The organism is Thiobacillus sp. SCUT-2, assembly GCF_035621355.1.
Classification (GTDB): Bacteria; Pseudomonadota; Gammaproteobacteria; order Burkholderiales; family Thiobacillaceae; genus Thiobacillus; species Thiobacillus sedimenti.
On record NZ_CP141769.1, the window covers coordinates 2,947,625 to 2,961,002 of the forward strand.

The following is a 13,378-nucleotide window of genomic DNA, read 5'->3' on the forward strand; positions in this document are numbered from 1 at the left end:
GACGACGAGGCTGCCCCCCGGCGGCCGACTTCCGGAGCATCCATGGCTGCGCCCCTGAACATCATCCTCATCGACGATCATCCGCTGCTGCGCATGGGCGTGGCGGGCTACATCCAGCAGGAGCCGGATCTCAAGCTCGTCGCGCAGATGGCCAACGCCGCGGAGTTGCGCGCATGGATCGCCGCCGGCAACAAGGCCGACGCCGCGCTGCTCGACCGCTCGCTGCCCGACGCCGACGGGCTCGATCTCGTGTCCGACCTGCGCGACCTCGGGATCAAGGTCATCATGCTCACGATTGCCGACTCCGACGAGGAGATCTCGGAGGCCATCTCCTCCGGCGTCGACGGCTACGTCGTCAAGTCGAGCGATCCGGACCAGGTGCTGGCCGCGATCCGCAGCGTGTGCGACGGCCAGAGCAGCTTCCCGCTCAACGTCATGCAGAAGATGGCGCGCGGCGAACTCAACAACAGCGCACTATCGGCGCTCACCGCGCGCGAGATGGAAATCGTCAACCACGTCAAGGAAGGCCTCTCCAACAAGGCGATCGCGTACAAGATGACGCTGTCCGAGAACACCGTCCGCAACCACCTGCGCAACATCATGGAAAAGCTCGGCCTGCGGAATCGCGTGCAGGTCGCCACCCTGGCACTGAAGGAAGACCAGCGCCGGCACTGAACCGGCCGGCCCCTGAAAAAAAGCGCGGCGCGTTGCCGCGCTTTTTTCATTTGGCCGCCCACTTCATTCCAGGGTCAGCGGCGTCGCCGGATTGCGCGGCTCCACGTTCGCGCGGCCCACGGTGGCCTATTCCGCAAGCCGCGGGTGATCGAAACAAATAAAGTCCGTCGGACCATCAGATTATAAATAACTGATTCATATAGATACGTAGAAACGTACAAAGTCCGTCGGAGTCCTGCGTAAGTCAACTTTGAGATGGTCTCCGAGAAATGAAGTCCGTCGGACACGCACGCTTGGGCCACAACCGTGGCTGGTGAACTTGGGCGTGAACCGGGCGAGCGCCAAAGCGACGCGGTAGCCCTCTGGACAGAGGGCACTCTGCTCCATCAAGCCGCGTGCATCTGGTCAAGCCGAGCCTTGACCTCGCGCTTGCCCATCTTCCGGACGGTCGCGATGACGGCAAGTTGCTCGGGCCTCGGGCGCGACGAGCCAGCCTCCCAGTTGTAGATGGTCTGGGCGGAGACGCCCACCAGGGTGCCCATCTCTGCCGCAGATAGCCCGAGCCGCGTCCGCTGTGCGCGGATGCCCTGCGGCTTAAACCTTAGTTTCGTTTCGGGTTCCCCGTCGAGGGCAGGCGCGGCCTTCTTCGGCACCATTTTTTCGAGGCGGAATATCTGCTTTTCCAAGGCCTCGACGCGCCGCTTTAATGCGGCGATCTCGGCGCGGTAGCGGCTCGATGCCTTCTTGAGAGTTTCGGTTTCGCCGCGAAGCTGCTTGCGGACCAGCCGGGCGATTTCTTCCTTGAGCACGGATGCGATGTTCGGCAATTCGGGTTCCTACTGGCGTTACTGGTCGGGACAATGATACAAGGGTCAATCTTAGCTGCCCCGATCACCAGCTACCGCTAATTACACGTTCAGCGAAAACAACCACCATATCCAATCCAAACCTGCCCCGAATTCCAACCTGAGGCGAGCCGCATCCGCAAGCGAACTATTGCACCAATGGTGACGACCGTCTCTTCATCGGCCTTTGCGGTCGTCGAAGGCCATGTCAATATAGGGCAGTTCAGACCACAAGCAGTCAGTCATTGGCCCAGGCCCTAGTGGTGCAGATTGATAAATGTTGCACGGTCAGACGAATAACAACGGTCGAATTTCTGGGGCTAGTTCAAACCCAGTGTGTTTCAGTGTTAGCCTTCGTCGCTCCATGCATTTTCTGCACACCTATGTAGTTCTAGGACTCCATGACGCCCACCCAATTCATCAAAATCTGGCAATCCAACAAACTCAATGAACGTGCCGGGGCACAGGCCCATTTCGATGATTTGTGCGAGCTGCTCGGTGTTGAGAAGCCGCGCGACCCTAACAATTACTGTTTCGAACGTGGCGCAAAGAAATCCGGAGGCGGTGATGGCTGGGCCGATGTGTGGAAGCGTGGCTTTTTCGCGTGGGAGAATAAGAAGCCCGGCCGTGATCTGGACAAAGCCCTCAAGCAACTCACCGACTACGCCCTGCAACTCGAAAGCCCACCGCTTCTCGTCGTGTGCGACCGCGAGCGCATCATCATTCACACAGCCTTCACCGGGTATCCCGACGAGCCGCGCGAAATCCGTATCGAAGAACTGGCGGATGACAGCAAACGGCAAATACTCAAATGGGTTTTCACCGACCCTCAGAAGCTACGCCCTGAAAAATCCACAGCTGCTGTAACCGAAGAAGCCGCTCAGCGCTTTGCCGGTTTGGCCGATGAAATGCGCCAGCGTGGACAAGACAGTAATCAAGTGGCGCACTTCCTCGTCCAGTGCCTTTTCTGCATGTTTGCCGAGGACGAAGGACTGTTGCCAGAAAAAATATTTACGGGCTTGCTTGCCAGCGCAAAGAATGACGTGGCCAAAGCAGCCAATCGTATTTCGGCGCTGTTCAAGGCTATGCAGGAACCCAAAGGTGCTTACGGCAACGATGACATCGAATGGTTCAATGGCGGCCTATTCCGACAGATTGCCGTTCCCGTGCTGACGGGCAGCGACCTTGAGACCCTACGTGCAGCCTCTGCCGATATGGACTGGCGTGCAATTGACCCCACCATTTTCGGCACACTGTTCGAGCGAGGGCTTGGAAAAAAGCGTGCTGCACTCGGCGCTCATTACACTGACACCGGCACTATTGCCAAGCTTGTCAATCCGCTGGTGCGGGAGCCGCTGCTGGCCGAATGGCAAGCGACGCGCGAAAACATTGCTAAGTGCATACGGCATGCCATCAGGATACCTGGATGGGGTCGAGGCCTTCGACGGTATGGCCTTTCCAGAGCGAATTAAGGCACTCAGGCTTCGTCGTGGCCTTACCCAACAGCAATTGGCGTTCTTTGTTGGGGTATCGCAAACTGCTGTCGCCGCCTGGGAGAATGGCAAGCGGGCGATTCCACGAGGAAGTCATCTGCTAAGCTTGGGTGAGGCTTTGGGCTTCGATGCCAAGGAGCTGTTCGGTATGGAGAAAAGTAAGCAAGGTGGCTCGGCTGCCGAAGTCAGACTGCTTGCTGCATTCAGGGCATTGTCTGAGGACCATCAGCGAATGGCAGTCAAATTGATCGAAGCGCTTGCACAATAGGAAAGGCGCGCTCAGGATCGCTTCAACTTTCCTGATGTCAGCGCTTAGCTGACGCTCAGTTATCCGCGGTTGGCCGGCTGCGTTTCGCTCGAAGCGGCCATTTAATATTGCCCCTCTCGTGGGGCAGACGCGCCTTCCACTCTTCACGCCGTGTAAACCGCCACCCAGCCTAAGTGGCGACTGTGACCATCCCGATCCCAAGGAGAATCATGGCGACAATGTCGGAGACGATCGAGCCGATCGCCGAACTGATCTGAAAGTTTCCCGCGACCATGGCGGAAACCGCCAGCAGAATCAGAATCCATCCGAAGGCTTTCTTACAATTCCGTATGCGAGGCATGTGCTATCAAATTCTCCAAGACCCGAATGCGAAATAAGAATCCAGTTGGTGACCATCTTACGCCGAAGTGTCGCAGCCAGGCCGATCATCTAGAATGTATGGAGTGAGAAGACCGAGCTCTGTCGGGGGCAGAAAAGACGGTCGTTTGGTGGGTCCGACGAGCTTGACGTGGCCTGCCGCCGGCATGCCGCCTATCGACCCAAAAATGATCAAAACCAATGGTCGCTGTGGCCGATGGCCGGAGTATAGCCGTCGGCTAGCCGAATCAGGGTGGCACGCAGCTTTGGCGACGCTCCATAGAATCACTAGAATTATTGGTTACTCAACGATGTTCATGGACGCAATTGAGGGCCACCCTTAATTGTTCAACGCGCGATTACCTGGGAGACCCGTTTGGACCGTGCCAACCAGCATGAACTGGAATCGCTTGGTATCCTCGATATCATTGAGGATGGCGCTTTCATCTTTCGGCCCGACTCGCTGCGTTTCATTTACGTAAACGAGGGCGCAATCCAGCAGACGGGATACTCCAAAGAGGAATTGCTTGGCATGACGCCGCTCGACCTCACGCTGGAGTTTGATGAGTCTCGTTTCCGCCAATTGGTTGCGCCGCTGGTGTGTGGAGACGCCAGAACGACCCGATTCTCGACTACTCACCGTCTCAAGGGCGGTGATATACGCCCAGTGGAGGTCATCCTCCAGTTTCTGGGCCTCACTGACAACGGGGCCAATCTCGTCGCTATCGTGCGTGACATCACCGAGCGAAGGGAGGCGGAGGAAACCCTCCGCGAGCAGAAGGACTTCTTGAATGCGATCCTTGAGAACGAGCCGGAATGCGTGAAGGTCATTTCGACCGATGGGCGGTTGCTTCAGATGAATCGCGCCGGGTTGGCCATGTTGGAAACTCGAAGCCTGGATGATGCACAGCAAGAAGGACTTATCAACTATGTCCACCCTGAGGACCGTGGCGCCTTCATTCATCTGAGTCGGCGGGTGTTCAAAGGAAATTCCGGCAAACTCGAATTCCGAATTCGCGGGAAGAAAGGCACTGAGCGCTGGTTGGAGACGCATGCTTCCCCTCTTCGCAATGCTGAGGGCAATACCTATGCACTTGTCGGTGTGACGCGCGATATTACAGAGCGAAAGGCGAATGAAGCGCGGATTGAGTTTCTGGCTTTTCACGATTCGCTAACCACATTGCCGAACCGTGTACGTGCCAAGGATCACTTCGAATTGGCGATGGCGCATGCAAAACGGACGACAACGTACGTCGCGTTCCTATTTCTTGACCTGGACAATTTCAAGACCATCAACGATTCGCTTGGTCATGCTATCGGCGACACTCTACTGAAATCGGTTGCGACGCGTTTGGGCGACGGCATCCGGGCCACTGACACTATCAGTCGGCAAGGTGGGGATGAATTCCTGCTCATCCTGCCGGATATGGGGGAAGCCGTCGCGGTCAGCGATATTGCTGAGAAGATCCTATACCAGCTGAGCCTGCCGTTCGAGATCAACGGCTATCAGCTCTTCACGTCAGCCTCCATCGGAATTGCGGTCTATCCAGACGACGGCGACAATTTCGACATCCTGCTCAAGAAAGCCGACACAGCGATGTACCAGGCCAAGAATGATGGCCGTAGCACATATCGCTTTTATCAAGAGCAGATGAACATCGACGCTGTCGAACAGCATCAGATGCTCAGTGGGTTGGCCAAAGCACTGGAGCGTCAGGAATTTGTTCTGCAGTTTCAACCGCAGATTGATTTGTCCAGTCGCATGGTGATCGGCGCCGAAGCGCTTATCCGTTGGCAACATCCCGAACGCGGGTTGATCGCGCCAGAGAGTTTTATCGCGCTCGCAGAAGACTCCGGCCATATCGTTCCGATAGGCGAGTGGGTCTTGCTTGAGGCGTGCAAGCAGGCTGCAGCTTGGCGAAAAGCGGGGTTTCCCAAACTGGTAATCGCCGTGAATCTCTCGGCCGTGCAGTTCAAGCGGGGAAATCTCGAGATGAGCGTTACCCGCGCGTTAACGGAATCGGGTCTGGATCCAGACGATCTGGAGCTGGAACTCACCGAGTCCATCCTTATCCAGAATACCGAGCAGGTTCTGGCCACCGTTCGCAAGCTTAAAACGATCGGGGTGAGACTCTCGATCGATGACTTTGGAACAGGCTATTCGAGCCTGGCTTACTTGAGCCGCTTTTCAGTGGATAAACTGAAAATTGATCGTTCATTTGTTCAGAACATGGTTGACGATGCCGGCAGCGCGGCAATCGTCCGCGCCATAATCCAGATGGCTAAGAGCCTGAACCTCAAGACAATTGCGGAGGGTGTCGAGGATGAGAACACGCTCGCGCGTTTGCGCCTCTACCATTGTGACGCGGTTCAAGGCTACTACTATGGACGACCGATGACAGCGACGGAATTCTCCACCTACTTGAGCGAGAACCAAGTCGCATTGAGCTCGAACAGCGCCATATGGCGCGATTCGCGCGGCTGAATGGGGCCGACCCCTGTACAATTTTGCCTTGTCAGTACGCCCTGAGGAACTCCACTTGCCCAACATCGCGTCCGTGTTCAAGGAAGAAATCGCCCGGCTGGTCCGCAGACAGCTTCGGAGCGAAACCGAACGCCTCAAGAAGGCATCGAGCCACCACCGCTCCGAGATCGTCGCTTTAAAGCGGCGCATCGAGGCCCTGGAAAAGCAGATATCCCGCCTCGAAAAAATGGTGTCGAAGAAGGCGGCGCCTGCCGTCGCCGAGGAATCCGAAACAAAGCTGAGGTTCAGGCCGCAGGGTGCGCGCGCGCAGCGGACGCGACTCGGTCTGTCCGCGGCGGAAATGGGCGCGCTCGTGGGCGTCTCTGCCCAGACTATCTACAATTGGGAGGCTGGTACGACACGGCCACGGGCCGAGCAACTCGCCATCATCGCGGCCATCCGTAAGATGGGCAAGCGCGAGGTCAAGGTGCGGCTTGACCAGATGCAAACAGCCTGACGGAACGGATGCTTTCTGGAGGGGACGCTGCGGGGAGCGCCTGTGCGAAACGGCTCAGCGGCGAATGGCAAGGGTCAGTTAGCCACGCGCCCAAGAGTCGCTTGAACGTTACGGTGGAAGACCAAGAAACAGTCTATGTGCCCCTCAAAATTGGGTTGCTGACGCGAGGTGTCAGCCAGCGCGCGTTCGGCCTGACTTCTTTAATAGGTCACGAACGTTGCGGGCCACGGCTTTCTTGTCGGCCGTCGAGAGCCTGCGAAAATCCGCCAGGACTTCCTGTTCAAACTGTGTGACTGAAACGGCAGATTTTGCCTGCCCCGTACCCAAGGCCAGCCATTCTGGCGAACACCCCAAAACCCGTGCCATTCGAACCAGGGTGGAATCGCGCATGGATTTGGTCCTGCCGCGTTCGACCGTGCAGATCAGCGATGGCGAAACGCCGCATTGGCCGGCGAGCTCAACCTGGTTCATCCCGGCACGAATTCGCGCAGACCGGAGCCGCCCGCCAAGCGACGCCGGGCTTTGGGGCGAGCCAACAAGCCTCTTGCGTTCCATGCCTTTCCGCTCCTGCTTACGTTTTCTGACGGGCCGCGCCGGGCACGCCTACCACGATTCTAACCGCACCGCATATCAAGCCAACCGCCTGACGTAGCCAAGTATTTCGCCATCATCCCGGCAGCCTTCGTCACCACCTACCCGCAGCTCGCGGCGCTCAACGTCATGGGCCTGGCCAGCCCGGCTTCCGCCATCCTGTCGGCGGTGATTTTCAATGCACTGATCATCATGTTCCTGATCCCGCTGGCGCTGAAAGGCGTGAAATACCAACCCCTGGGCGCCGCTGTGCTGTTGCGGCGCAACCTGGCGGTCTATGGACTGGGCGGCCTGATCGCGCCCTTCATCGGCATCAAGCTGATCGACATGCTGATCGCCGTTGCTGGGCTCGCCTGAGAAAGGAAAAGATCATGAAAACCCTGTTTCGTCCCGCCATCACCCTGTTTGCCCTGTTATCCGCCGTCACCGGCATTGTCTACCCCGCGGCGGTTACCGGAATTGCGAAAATGCTGTTTCCCGCACAAGCGGAGGGCAGCCTGATCGTTGAGAACGGCAAGCCGGTCGGATCGCGGCTGATCGGCCAGAACTTTACTGACCCGAAATACTTCTGGGGCCGCCCATCGGCCACCGGCCCGATGCCCTACAACGCCAGTGCCTCCAACGGCTCCAACCAGGGCCCGCTCAACCCGGCTCTGAAAGATGCGGTCAAGGCCCGGATCGATGCGCTCAAGGCGTCCGACCCGACCCAGACCGCGCCGATCCCGGTAGACCTGGTCACCGCCTCGGGCAGCGGTCTCGATCCCCAGATCAGCCCCGCCGCCGCCCGTTGGCAGGCCCCGCGCATCGCCCGCATCCGTGGCCTGAGCGAGGCCGCGGTGAGCAAGCTCATAGAAGCCCATACCGAGGGACGCCAGTTCGGCCTGCTGGGCGAACCCCGGGTCAACGTGCTGACGCTGAACCTGGCGCTTGATCGGCTCGGCAAGCCGTAAACTGTTGCCATGGCCGATACCGTTACCCGCCCTGATCCGGATGCCCTGCTTGCCCGCATCGAGGCCGATACCGAACGCGAACAGCGGGGGAACCTGCTGGACATGGCGCGCCTGCAGGAGGGCCACGTCCAGCTCAGGCGGGAATGGCAGCCCCTGGAGGAAGTGGTGGGCGCCTCGATGCAGACCCTGGCTGTTCCCCTGGCGCGGCATGAGGTGGTCGTCAACCTGCCGGCCGACCTGCCTTTGCTGGAGTTCGACAGCGTGCTGATGGAACGGGTGTTCTGCAATCTGCTGGAGAATGCCGCGAAGTACACCCCCGCAGGCAGCCGCATCGAGATCGCTGCCCGCAACGAGGGTGACCGCATCACGATCACCGTCGCCGACAACGGACCGGGGCTGCCGCCCGGTCGGGAGGAAAGCCTGTTCGAGAAATTCACCCGTGGCCAGGACGAATCCTCCGTGGCGGGGGTCGGCCTCGGCCTCGCCATCGTGCGTGCCATCGTCCAGGCGCACAAGGGAACGGTCAGAGGGGAAAATCGTCCCGAAGGCGGCGCCCGCTTCATCATCACCCTGCCTGCCGGCGAGCCGCCCGTCGTCGTCCCGGAGATCTGAACCCGAATGGAAGACCTGCGCGCCGCTTCGCCCACCGTGGTCGTCATCGAAGACGAGCCCCAGATCCGCCGCTTCGTGCGCACCGCGCTGGAGGCCGAGGGCTGTCACGTGGTGGAAGCCGGTGAAGGAGGGCGTGGCCTGGTGGAGGCCGGCACGCGCAAGCCCGACCTGGTCATCCTGGACCTGGGCCTGCCGGACCGGGACGGCGTCGACGTGGTGCGTGATCTTCGTAACTGGTCCGCCGTCCCCATCCTGATCCTGTCCGCCCGAGTCGACGAGACCGACAAGGTGGCCGCCTTGGACGCCGGGGCGGACGACTACCTGACCAAGCCTTTTGGCGTGGCGGAACTGCTGGCGCGGGTGCGTGCGCTGCTGCGTCGTACGCGCCTGTCCGGCGGCGAAGGGCCATTGGTCACTTTCGGCGAGGTGACGGTGGACTTGGCCCGCCGTCAGGTCCACCGTGGCGGCGCAGAGGTCCGCCTTACCCCCATCGAATACCGGCTGCTCGCCCTGCTCATCGCCAATGCCGGCCGGGTGCTCACCCACCGGCAACTGCTGCGGGAAGTCTGGGGCCCCAGCCACGCCGAGGACACCCACTACCTCCGCGTCTACATGACGGGCCTTCGCCGCAAGCTGGAGGCAAACCCGGCCCTGCCTCGCCACATCCGCACCGAATCCGGAGTGGGCTATCGCCTCGTGACCGACATGTGATTGGAACGTATTTCCACTACTCACCACGGTCGCGCAGGACCGATCGACCCCTTTGAACCGAGGAGTGGACTGTGGCGTCAACTATCCTGACCGGCCGCTTCTGGCTGGGAGCGGACCTTGCGCCTGCAAGGACTAAGTGGCCGCTCTGGCCGAGGACGCGACGATGGAACTCACTTTTTCGACAGGCCGAAGGCCGATCATCGGCCAGAGCCGCCGTTAGCGTACTGCGCCACCTAGGTCAGTTATGCAACGCACACCGGCCATTGGGTCTAAATGCCGCCGAATGGCCGCTTCAGCTTTGGCGAATGCGTACTCCCGATCCTAAACAGCCGAACAGACTTTGCGCCTAGCTCGTCCGGTTTTTCGGTGCGAAGTAGACCTTCAGGCATTGTCGAACTGCTTAATGCTGCCTGCCCTCAATGGTTATGCCGGTGGTGCGCGTCTGGGAAGTGCGGATGCGTGTGGATCAGCGGTTCGTGCCGGTGAAGATGGCTATGTTTGGTGCCGGGAGACACCGGATAGTCATGCGCGTGCAGGTGGTGTTCATCGTGGACATGTTCGTGGCTGTGTTCCATTTCTTCGTGGCTGTGGCTGTGCTCATGGCGCTCGGTTAGATGCAACCACGTCCCCAGCGCCATCAATGCACCTGCAAACAGCAGCGGTATGGTGATTGGCTCCCCCATCAGTACAGCGAGCAAGGCACCGAAGAACGGCGCGACCGAAAAATAAGCCCCAGTGCGTGCAGTGCCAAGGTGGCGCAGACCTACAACGAATAGGACCAGACTCACCCCATAGGCAAGCAAGCCTACCATCATCGCACCCGCCAAATCTGGCAATGCCGGCATCGACGCGCCCAGCGAAAAGGCTAGACCCAGATTGACGATGCCGGATACCAAGCCTTTCACAGAGGCGATCCAAGTGGCATCGGTAAGTGACACCTTGCGGGTCAAGTTGTTGTCGACACCCCAGGCGAAACACGCGCCAAGGATGGCCAGCGTCGGCCACAGTCCGGCAATACGTGCACCTGAGGGGGCGCTCAGGACTGTCGCACCGGCCACGATGGCCAGCATGCCCAGTGCGATGCGCCGGTCGAAGTTCTCCTTGAATGCAAACCACGCCAGTAACGCAGTGAACACGCTTTCGGCATTCAGCAGGAGGGACGCGCCAGATGCGGGCATCCCCGTCAGCCCGAACATCAACAGCACTGGACCGATGATCCCGCCTGACAAAATCGCCCCGAAAAACCACGGCGCTTCATTCCGGGCAAGCCGAACGACAGGGGCACGGCTCAGCCAACGATAAAGTGATAGGCCGACTCCAGAACCCAAATAGAGCAGTCCTGCCAACATCCACGGATTTACAGCATCAAGCAGCAACTTTGCGAGCGGTGTTCCCGCCCCAAACAGTAAGGCAGCGCCGAGTGCGGCTGGCACGCCAGGCTGGCGTAGCCCTTCTTTCCAATTCATATCCCAATTCCTGAACTACAACCCGTTCAGCATAAACGCTGACCGATTGAAATAGCGTGCCCTCTGGCGCGTTTCTTCAACTGGACAGCAGGCATTGACCCTGTGCCAATTGTGATGTAATACTTGTTACATGACTGTAGATTATGTGACATGGACATTGATCGTCCTAACCCTGCCCACGCAGAACGCCACTGCGCGCATGCGCATCTGGCGCGGCCTGAAAGGTTTGGGGTGTGCGGCGCTGCGCGACGGCGCGTGGCTGTTGCCGGAAACCGCCACGACGCGGCAGGCGCTTGATGCGCTGGCAAATGAAACCCGCGCTGCAGGCGGTACAGCGTGGCTGCTCCGGCTGGACGCGGAGGAGGCACAGTCAGCCGCATTTCAGGGGATGTTTGACCGCACCGCGGAATACGCTGAACTGTTGGCGGACCTGACACGCTTCGACCCCTTGGCCGAGAATGCCCCGACCGCCAATAAGACTCTGAAGGCCTTGCGGCGCCGTTTCGAAACCCTGGTCGAACAGGATTATTTCCCCGGTGCCGGCAAGCTCGAGGCTGAAGCACGTCTGCAAACCCTGGAAGCCACGCTGGCCGCCCGTCTATCGCCCAACGAGCCGCATTTTCGGGATGGCCAGCCGGAGCGGCTGGCGCTGGGCGACTTCCAGAAACGCACCTGGGCCACCCGGCAAGACATGTGGGTGGATCGGCTGGCATCCGCCTGGCTGATCCGCCGTTTCATCGACCGCAAGGCGCGCTTCGTCTGGCTGGAACGTGTCCAGGACTGCCCCGCCGATGTCTTGGGATTCGATTTCGACGGTGCGCGCTTTACCCACGTAGGCCATCGCGTCACCTTCGAAACCCTGCTGGCGAGCTTCGGACTGGAGAACGACGCTGCCCTGATGCGCATCGGCGCCATCGTCCATGCGCTCGACGTAGGTGGCGACGCCCCCGAGGCCGCCGGTTTCGAGATTCTGCTGAAGGGGCTCAAGGCGCGCATCCAGGATGACGACGCCTTGCTCAAGCAGGGTGGGCAGATGCTGGACGACTTATACGCAGTCTTTGACAACCCCTGATTGGACTGGATCCATCTTGACCACCCCGACCGAACGTCCTGCTCATCCTAGCTTCTGGGAGGCCTTCAAATACTGGCTGAAACTTGGCTTCATCAGTTTTGGCGGCCCCGCCGGGCAGATCTCCATCATGCATCAGGAACTGGTGGAGAAACGCCGCTGGATTGGCGAGCGCCGCTTCCTGCATGCGCTGAACTACTGCATGGTGTTGCCCGGCCCGGAGGCGCAGCAGTTGGCCATCTACATCGGCTGGATGCTGCACCGCACTTGGGGCGGCATTGTCGCCGGCACCCTGTTCGTGCTGCCATCCCTGTTCATACTGGCGGCACTGACCTACGTCTATCTGGCCTTCGGAGAGATCACCCTGGTCAAGGGCATCTTCAACGGAATCAAGCCGGCGGTGGTGGCCATCGTCGTATTCGCCGCCTGGCGGATCGGCTCGCGGGCGCTAAAGAACAAATTGTTATGGGCCATGGCGGCAGCCTCGTTCGTCGCCATCTTTGCCCTGAAGATTCCCTTCCCCTACATCGTGCTGACGGCAGGCATCCTCGGCTTCCTCGGCGGCAAGGTCTGGCCGGACAAATTCAAGGTCGGCGGCGGCCATGGCGCCAGCAACAAGACCTACGGCCCCGCCTTGATCGACGACGATACCCCGTCCCCGGCGCATACGAAATTCAAGCCCACCTATCTCGCCTTGTTGCTGGTGGCGGCACTGGCCATCTGGGGTGCGGCCATGGTGATGCTCAGCCAGCCAGTGTTAAGAAACATGGGCGAGTTCTTCACCAAGGCTGCGCTGGTCACCTTCGGCGGCGCCTATGCGGTGCTCCCTTACGTCTATCAGGGCGGTGTCGAGCATTACCACTGGCTCACGGGCACGCAGATGATCGACGGCCTGGCCTTGGGTGAGACCACGCCCGGACCGCTGATCATGGTGGTGTCCTTCGTCGGCTTCGTCGGCGCCTGGACCAAGCAGATCTTCGGCCCGGATGCCCTGTTCCTGGCCGGCTTCGCCGGTGCCAGCGTGGCCACCTTCTTCACCTTCCTCCCCAGCTTCATTTTCATTCTGGCCGGCGCGCCGCTGGTGGAAGCCACTCATGGCGATCTCAAGTTCACCGCGCCGCTGACCGGCATCACGGCCGCCGTGGTGGGGGTGATCCTCAACCTCGCGCTGTTCTTCGGCTGGCATGTGCTGTGGCCGCAAGCCACCGAGACGGCGCCGTTCGCCGGCACCTTCGAGTGGTTCTATGCCCTGATCTCGGTGGCGGCCTTCATCGCGCTGTGGAAATACAAGATGGACATCATGAAAGTGATTGGCGCTTGCGCCGCGGTCGGCCTTGCCTACACCTACCTGGTTTGAGGA

At 59.9% G+C, this 13,378-nt stretch carries 13 protein-coding genes and 1 pseudogene; 11 read left to right on the forward strand and 3 right to left on the reverse strand.

The genetic code is table 11. The features are described from left to right. Positions 1-42: 42 nt before the first annotated feature. Complete coding sequence (locus VA613_RS14625) at positions 43-675, forward strand: response regulator transcription factor (RefSeq protein WP_324779753.1); 633 nt, start codon at positions 43-45, stop codon at positions 673-675. A gap of 386 nt (positions 676-1,061) precedes the next feature. Here the strand turns inward: VA613_RS14625 and VA613_RS14630 are convergent, their stop codons facing one another. Beyond that, entirely contained in the window at positions 1,062-1,502 is a 441-nt protein-coding gene (locus VA613_RS14630; RefSeq protein WP_324779754.1) for a helix-turn-helix domain-containing protein, read from the reverse strand. 419 nt (positions 1,503-1,921) lie between these two features. Here VA613_RS14630 and VA613_RS14635 point away from each other — a divergent pair, with 419 nt between their 5' ends. From VA613_RS14635 to VA613_RS14650, 4 genes are all read left to right on the forward strand, one after another. Next, the gene (locus VA613_RS14635; protein WP_324779755.1) at positions 1,922-2,992 is read left to right on the forward strand and encodes a type IIL restriction-modification enzyme MmeI; all 1,071 of its coding nucleotides are present in this window, start codon (positions 1,922-1,924) and stop codon (positions 2,990-2,992) included. Continuing rightward, on the forward strand, positions 2,970-3,281 hold the full coding sequence (locus VA613_RS14640; protein ID WP_324779756.1) for a helix-turn-helix transcriptional regulator: 312 nt from the start codon (positions 2,970-2,972) through the stop codon (positions 3,279-3,281). The genes VA613_RS14635 and VA613_RS14640 overlap by 23 nt, the downstream gene beginning before the upstream one ends. A 733-nt stretch (positions 3,282-4,014) precedes the next feature. Continuing rightward, positions 4,015-6,123, forward strand: coding sequence for a sensor domain-containing protein (locus tag VA613_RS14645; protein WP_324779757.1), 2,109 nt, complete (start codon positions 4,015-4,017; stop codon positions 6,121-6,123). 55 nt (positions 6,124-6,178) lie between these two features. Then, positions 6,179-6,619, forward strand: a complete 441-nt coding sequence (locus VA613_RS14650; protein ID WP_324779758.1) for a helix-turn-helix domain-containing protein — start codon at positions 6,179-6,181, stop codon at positions 6,617-6,619. A 171-nt stretch (positions 6,620-6,790) separates the two neighbouring features. Here the strand turns inward: VA613_RS14650 and VA613_RS14655 are convergent, their stop codons facing one another. Continuing rightward, positions 6,791-7,174: a helix-turn-helix domain-containing protein gene (locus VA613_RS14655; RefSeq protein WP_324779759.1), complete on the reverse strand. Its 384-nt coding sequence runs from the start codon at positions 7,172-7,174 to the stop codon at positions 6,791-6,793. 90 nt (positions 7,175-7,264) lie between these two features. Here VA613_RS14655 and VA613_RS14660 point away from each other — a divergent pair. From VA613_RS14660 to kdpE, 4 genes and pseudogenes are all read left to right on the forward strand, one after another. After that, a pseudogene (locus VA613_RS14660) lies at positions 7,265-7,567 on the forward strand (potassium-transporting ATPase subunit B); the annotation flags it as partial. A gap of 14 nt (positions 7,568-7,581) precedes the next feature. Continuing rightward, on the forward strand, positions 7,582-8,160 hold the full coding sequence (gene kdpC / locus VA613_RS14665) for a potassium-transporting ATPase subunit KdpC (RefSeq protein ID WP_324779760.1): 579 nt from the start codon (positions 7,582-7,584) through the stop codon (positions 8,158-8,160). Between the two features lie 9 nt (positions 8,161-8,169). Next, positions 8,170-8,772 (forward strand): ATP-binding protein, encoded by a 603-nt coding sequence (locus VA613_RS14670; RefSeq protein WP_324779761.1) that lies wholly within the window; start codon positions 8,170-8,172, stop codon positions 8,770-8,772. Between the two features lie 6 nt (positions 8,773-8,778). Continuing rightward, positions 8,779-9,483 (forward strand): two-component system response regulator KdpE, encoded by a 705-nt coding sequence (kdpE, locus tag VA613_RS14675; RefSeq protein WP_324779762.1) that lies wholly within the window; start codon positions 8,779-8,781, stop codon positions 9,481-9,483. 416 nt (positions 9,484-9,899) lie between these two features. Here the strand turns inward: kdpE and VA613_RS14680 are convergent, their stop codons facing one another. Then, positions 9,900-10,949 (reverse strand): DMT family transporter, encoded by a 1,050-nt coding sequence (locus tag VA613_RS14680; protein ID WP_324779763.1) that lies wholly within the window; start codon positions 10,947-10,949, stop codon positions 9,900-9,902. A 130-nt stretch (positions 10,950-11,079) separates the two neighbouring features. Here VA613_RS14680 and VA613_RS14685 point away from each other — a divergent pair, with 130 nt between their 5' ends. Together VA613_RS14685 and chrA are read left to right on the forward strand one after the other, a co-directional pair. Then, positions 11,080-12,021, forward strand: a complete 942-nt coding sequence (locus VA613_RS14685; RefSeq protein WP_324779764.1) for a chromate resistance protein ChrB domain-containing protein — start codon at positions 11,080-11,082, stop codon at positions 12,019-12,021. A gap of 16 nt (positions 12,022-12,037) precedes the next feature. After that, positions 12,038-13,375: a chromate efflux transporter gene (gene chrA / locus VA613_RS14690; RefSeq protein WP_324779765.1), complete on the forward strand. Its 1,338-nt coding sequence runs from the start codon at positions 12,038-12,040 to the stop codon at positions 13,373-13,375. Positions 13,376-13,378: the final 3 nt, after the last annotated feature.

What these genes read in the sequence shown, in the direction of transcription:
- VA613_RS14685 (WP_324779764.1), top strand. Translation starts at nt 11,080, where the DNA reads ATGACTGTAGATTATGTGACATGGACATTGATCGTCCTAACCCTGCCC.
- VA613_RS14655 (WP_324779759.1), bottom strand. Translation starts at nt 7,174, where the DNA reads ATGGAACGCAAGAGGCTTGTTGGCTCGCCCCAAAGCCCGGCGTCGCTT.
- VA613_RS14635 (WP_324779755.1), top strand. Translation starts at nt 1,922, where the DNA reads ATGACGCCCACCCAATTCATCAAAATCTGGCAATCCAACAAACTCAAT.
- VA613_RS14670 (WP_324779761.1), top strand. Translation starts at nt 8,170, where the DNA reads ATGGCCGATACCGTTACCCGCCCTGATCCGGATGCCCTGCTTGCCCGC.
- kdpC (WP_324779760.1), top strand. Translation starts at nt 7,582, where the DNA reads ATGAAAACCCTGTTTCGTCCCGCCATCACCCTGTTTGCCCTGTTATCC.
- VA613_RS14640 (WP_324779756.1), top strand. Translation starts at nt 2,970, where the DNA reads ATGGCCTTTCCAGAGCGAATTAAGGCACTCAGGCTTCGTCGTGGCCTT.
- VA613_RS14680 (WP_324779763.1), bottom strand. Translation starts at nt 10,949, where the DNA reads ATGAATTGGAAAGAAGGGCTACGCCAGCCTGGCGTGCCAGCCGCACTC.
- kdpE (WP_324779762.1), top strand. Translation starts at nt 8,779, where the DNA reads ATGGAAGACCTGCGCGCCGCTTCGCCCACCGTGGTCGTCATCGAAGAC.
- VA613_RS14625 (WP_324779753.1), top strand. Translation starts at nt 43, where the DNA reads ATGGCTGCGCCCCTGAACATCATCCTCATCGACGATCATCCGCTGCTG.